General features: G+C 65.7%; 5 protein-coding genes. All 5 read right to left on the bottom strand.

Annotation, left to right across the window (positions count from 1 at the left end; all coding sequences use genetic code 11):
• A partial coding sequence (gene paaB, locus V7E26_RS29325) for a 1,2-phenylacetyl-CoA epoxidase subunit PaaB (protein ID WP_324422878.1) occupies positions 1-227 on the bottom strand: 227 nt, incomplete at its 3' end.
• A gap of 11 nt (positions 228-238) precedes the next feature.
• Complete coding sequence (gene paaA / locus V7E26_RS29320; RefSeq protein ID WP_324422877.1) at positions 239-1,231, bottom strand: 1,2-phenylacetyl-CoA epoxidase subunit PaaA; 993 nt, start codon at positions 1,229-1,231, stop codon at positions 239-241.
• Positions 1,232-1,305: 74 nt separating this feature from the next.
• Entirely contained in the window at positions 1,306-2,175 is an 870-nt protein-coding gene (gene paaX / locus V7E26_RS29315; protein ID WP_324422876.1) for a phenylacetic acid degradation operon negative regulatory protein PaaX, read from the bottom strand.
• Positions 2,176-2,412: 237 nt separating this feature from the next.
• The gene (locus tag V7E26_RS29310) at positions 2,413-3,183 is read right to left on the bottom strand and encodes an esterase/lipase family protein (RefSeq protein ID WP_324422875.1); all 771 of its coding nucleotides are present in this window, start codon (positions 3,181-3,183) and stop codon (positions 2,413-2,415) included.
• Positions 3,184-3,374: 191 nt separating this feature from the next.
• Positions 3,375-4,487 (bottom strand): DUF445 domain-containing protein (locus V7E26_RS29305; protein ID WP_324422874.1); only part of this gene is annotated, 1,113 nt, incomplete at its 5' end.

The following is a 4,487-nucleotide window of genomic DNA, read 5'->3' as shown; positions in this document are numbered from 1 at the left end:
TCCGCCGGCTCGAACATCATGCCCTTCTCGGACGGATCGGACGCGGTGATCGCGCTCGACGGCACGACCCAGATCGAAAGCCCCTCGCCGCGGCGGGTGTAGATGTCGCGCGCGGCCTGCAGCGCCAGCGTCGCATCCGTGGCGTGCAGCGAGCCGACATGCTTGTGCGCGAGGCCGTTGCGGCTACGGATGAAGACTTCCCAGAGCGGAATGTTCGGCGTTGCCATCGCGGATCTCCCTACTCGGCGGCCTGCAGCGTGGCGCGCTGCTTGCGTTTGGCGGCATAGGCCATCGCGGCCTCGCGCACCCAGGCGCCCTCGTCATGCGCGTTGCGCCGCGCCGCCATCCGGTCGCGGTTGCAGGGGCCGTTGCCGGCCAGCACCTGCTTGAACTCGTCCCAGTCGATCGCGCTGTATTCCCAGTTTCCGCTGGCGTTCTGCTTCATGCCGGGGTCGGGAAGCGTCAGCCCGAGGAATTGCGCCTGCGGCACGGTGGCATCGACGAATTTCTGCCGCAACTCGTCGTTGGAGAAGCGCTTGATCTTCCATTTGGTCGAGGTGTCGCTGTGCTGGCTGGCCCCGTCGGGCGGACCGAACATCATCAGCACCGGCCACCACCAGCGGTTCAGCGCATCCTGCGCCATCGCCTTCTGCTCCTCGGTGCCGCGGCACAGCATCAGCATGATCTCAAAACCCTGGCGCTGATGGAACGACTCTTCCTTGCAGACGCGGATCATCGCGCGCGCATACGGGCCATAGGAGCAGCGGCACAGCGGGATCTGGTTCATGATGGCGGCGCCATCGACCAGCCAGCCGATGGTGCCGATGTCGGCCCAGGTCAGCGTCGGATAGTTGAAGATCGAGGAATATTTTGCCTTCCCCGCCAGCATCAGATCGACCAGTTCCTCGCGCGAGGAGCCGAGCGTCTCGGCGGCGGCGTAGAGATAGAGCCCGTGGCCGCATTCGTCCTGCACCTTGGCGAGCAGCGCGGCTTTCCTGCGCAGCGACGGCGCGCGGGTGATCCAGTTGCCTTCGGGAAGCATGCCAACGATTTCGGAATGCGCATGCTGGGAAATTTGCCGCGTCAGCGTCTTGCGGTAGGCCGCCGGCATCCAGTCGTTCGGCTCGATGCGTTCCTCGGCATCGATGCGCGCCTGAAACTGCGCAGCGCGTTCCGCGTCCTCAATATGGCGGTCTTCGCCCTCGGACGAATTGAGCGCCTGCGTGTACATGGCGGACCTCCCCTGTTTGTTGGGAGTCAACATATAACACAATTATGGATATGCAATATAATTCTGTAACATATTCAGGCACCATCGAACCGCCGGAACAGCTCCGCGCCGGGCTTCGGCAGCGGGCCGTTTTCGTTGGTCGCGTGGCGGTCAAGCCATTGTTCGGACGCCGGAAGCAGCGCGCGATAGATCTCGCCGCAAAGCGCGCGGGCCGCCCTGCCCGGCCAGTCCGCCGGCAGCAGCGCAGTCGGCAGCAGGGGATCGCGGAGCACGACGCGGCGGTAATGGTGGATCAGCAGCACGCGCGCGGTGAAGGCGTCGGCCTCCGCCAGCCGCCCGCCCTTAGCCAGCCACTCGCGCAGCGGCGCGAAGGTCTTCATGAACTTCAGATAGGCGTCGGCGGTGCGGTGCAGCGGCCAGCTTTCGCTGAGCAGGCGCCGGCCGCTGTCGTCCTCGGCGGAGACTTCCAGGCGGATGGCAGCGGAGGCCTCCTCCGGTATCGGCACCCCGGATGGTGCGACCCAGACGCCCGGCAGCGGGCTGCCGAAGCCGGCGTTCTTCAATGCCTCGCGCGCGGCATCGCGATCTTCGCCGTTGCCGATCAGCAGCAGTTCGAAGCGCCCGGTCCAGTCGGAGACCGGCGGGCCGTAGATGTGTTTCGTCGCAATATCAAAGGTCTGCCGCCCGCTCTGTACCAGGCGGTAGAAGCTGTTGCGGCCTAGTCTATTGCGTTCGAACCAGCCGTCGGCGGCGAGCCGCGACATCGCGGTGCGTACCACGCTGGCGTCGACGTCGAGCCGCTCGAAGAATTCGAGCAGCGTGCCGAGCCAGACCGAGCCGCCGCGCGGCACGATCGCGTCGCCGAACACGGTGATGACAATGGAGCCGGTGCGCGAAGGTTCGCGCTTGAGCTGCTGAACGATACGGGCAAGCGGCGGCGACATACGTCAACGCATAGCGCGTTTTGCGGAGATGAAACAATGCCGGCCGCTTCGCCTTCTCCCCGTCCTTCACGGGGTCGAGACGAGCGAAGCTCGCTCTTAGAAGGTCGGGATGAGGGGCTGCTTCCGCGAATTCGATAAAGCAGAGTGCGCGGAGCGAGCCCCTCTCACCCGGCGCTACGCGCCGACCTCTCCCCGCAAGAGCGCGCAAGAGCGGGGCGAGGTCAAGAGAACGAGCGCCTACCGATGCGGGTTCGGATAGACCATGCCGCGCCAGCCGCCGCGATCGAACGGGGCCCATTCGCCTTCCGGCTGCGCCAGGCGATCGGCGACGGCGTAGACGGCGGCCGGGTGATGGCCCATGCCGCAATGGCTGCTTTCGACCTCGATGCTCTCTGACGTCGCCGTGGTCTTCTCCATGCAGCCCTGCCAGGCGCAGACGCCGTCGGTGCGGCTGAAGATCGCCGTGGTCGGCACCGGCGGTGTGCCCGACAAGGCTCCGCCGAAATGCGCATCCTCTTCGTCGGCGCGGCGGCCGCTCGCGATCTCATAGACGCGCCAGGCGTTGGTGGCCTTCGGGCCGGCGGCGAACGGACTGCCGAGCGTGATCACCGAGCGCACGCGCTCCGGCATCATCTTGGCGAGCTGGCGTGCATAGAGGCCGCCGAGGCTCCAGCCGACCAGCGAGACCTTGCGGCCGTGGATATCGTTCATTTCCTGCAGCAGATCGACCATCCCGTCCTGCACGCCATGGCGCAGGCCAAGATTGCGGCCCTGCTTCCAGCCGCTGACGGCGTAGCCGCGCGTGCGCAGGAAGGCGCGCAGCGGGCGCGTCGAGACGTCGGAGGCAACGAGCCCGGGCAGCACCAGCACCGGATGCCCATCGCCACGCGGCGCGAGGCTCAGGAGCGGCAGCGCGCCGAGAAAGGCGCCCAATTCGGAAATGGCCCGCCCCTCCAGAAACATCAGGGTCTTGGACGGCGGGGCAAGCGTCTGCGCAGCAACGGACATCATGTCTCCTCTCGGGCACGGCCCCTTACGTCTCGGCAGCCGGCCACTGGTTCAATTGGATTGACGCGACCGCAATAGAATCGTTCCGCAACGCAACATCATTTCTCTAAAAAGCTAGGGAACCCCTCCTGGTCTGGCAAGACGACCGGATCACACTTCGCAAAAGTAAAGGCGTTGACGTGATCAATTGGTCACAGCAGCCGCAGCAGGTATTCGAGGGTGTAGAGCGCCAGCCCTGCCAGCCCGCCGATCAGCGAGCCGTTGAAGCGGATGTATTGCAGGTCGCGGCCGATGTTGATCTCGATCAGCGCGATCAACTGCCCCATGTCCCAGGATTTCACCTGGTCGGAGATGAAGGTGGAGACGCCGCTCTTCTGATCGGCGACGACGGTTCGCAGCACCGCCACCAGGCCCTGGTTGATCTCGGTGCGCAGCTCGGCATCGCCAGCCAGCGCCTCGCCTGCCTCCATGAACACGCGCACCAGATATTGCTGCAGCACCTGTGTCTCGCCCGAGGCGCTGCGCTCGAAGAACGAACGCATGTTCTCCCAGACGTGGCGCGCCAGGCTGGTCAGTTCGGGGCGCGCCAGGAGATCGCGCTTCAACCCGGCGATGCGCTCGGCATAGGCCGGATCGGTGCCGAGGCGATCGACAAAGGTCAGTATCATACGGTCGAACTCGCCGCGGAACGGATGGGCGGGATCGTTGCGGACTTCCTCGAAGAAGGCGCCGGCGGACGCCACGATCTTGTTCACGAGGAACCTGTCGGCGCGATAGAATTTGAGAAGCGTCGGCAGTTCGTCGCGGATCTTCTCGCGGATCATGGCCATGGTCTCGGCCGTCGTCATCGTCTCGTGCGCGCCGCGCAGGAGATCGTCGAGCAGGCCCTGATGGCGGCCCTCCTTCACGAAATTGCGCAAGGTGCCGGCGGCCAGCGGCGCGAGATCGATCGCCATCAGTTGCGCGGTGATGCGGCGGCTGACGAAGGTCATCAGCCCGGAGTTTTCCGTCGCGGCGATCGCCTCGGGCAACAGCCGCAGCGCAAAGCGCGCGAGATCCTCGCTGCGCTTGCGGTCGCGCAGCCAGTCGGCGATGAACGAGCCGAAATCGATCTGCCGCAGTTTCGCTTCGACCGGCGCCGCCTCGAGGAAATGCTGCTCGATGAATTCGCCGAGCTTGTCGGCGATGCGGTGCTGGTTGCTCTGGATGATCGCGGTGTGCGGGATCGGCAGGCCCAGCGGCCGCCTGAACAGCGCGACCACGGCGTACCAGTCGGCCAGGCCGCCGATGGTGGCGGCTTCGGC

Origin of the sequence: Bradyrhizobium sp., assembly GCF_036735945.1 — a bacterium.
Classification (GTDB): Bacteria; Pseudomonadota; Alphaproteobacteria; order Rhizobiales; family Xanthobacteraceae; genus Bradyrhizobium.
Note: the sequence above shows the minus strand (reverse complement) of the source record. Positions and strands in the feature narration are given on the sequence as shown.

Coding starts and splice junctions, on each gene's coding strand:
- V7E26_RS29310 (WP_324422875.1), bottom strand. CDS start 3,183: ATGTCCGTTGCTGCGCAGACGCTTGCCCCGCCGTCCAAGACCCTGATG.
- paaA (WP_324422877.1), bottom strand. CDS start 1,231: ATGTACACGCAGGCGCTCAATTCGTCCGAGGGCGAAGACCGCCATATT.
- paaX (WP_324422876.1), bottom strand. CDS start 2,175: ATGTCGCCGCCGCTTGCCCGTATCGTTCAGCAGCTCAAGCGCGAACCT.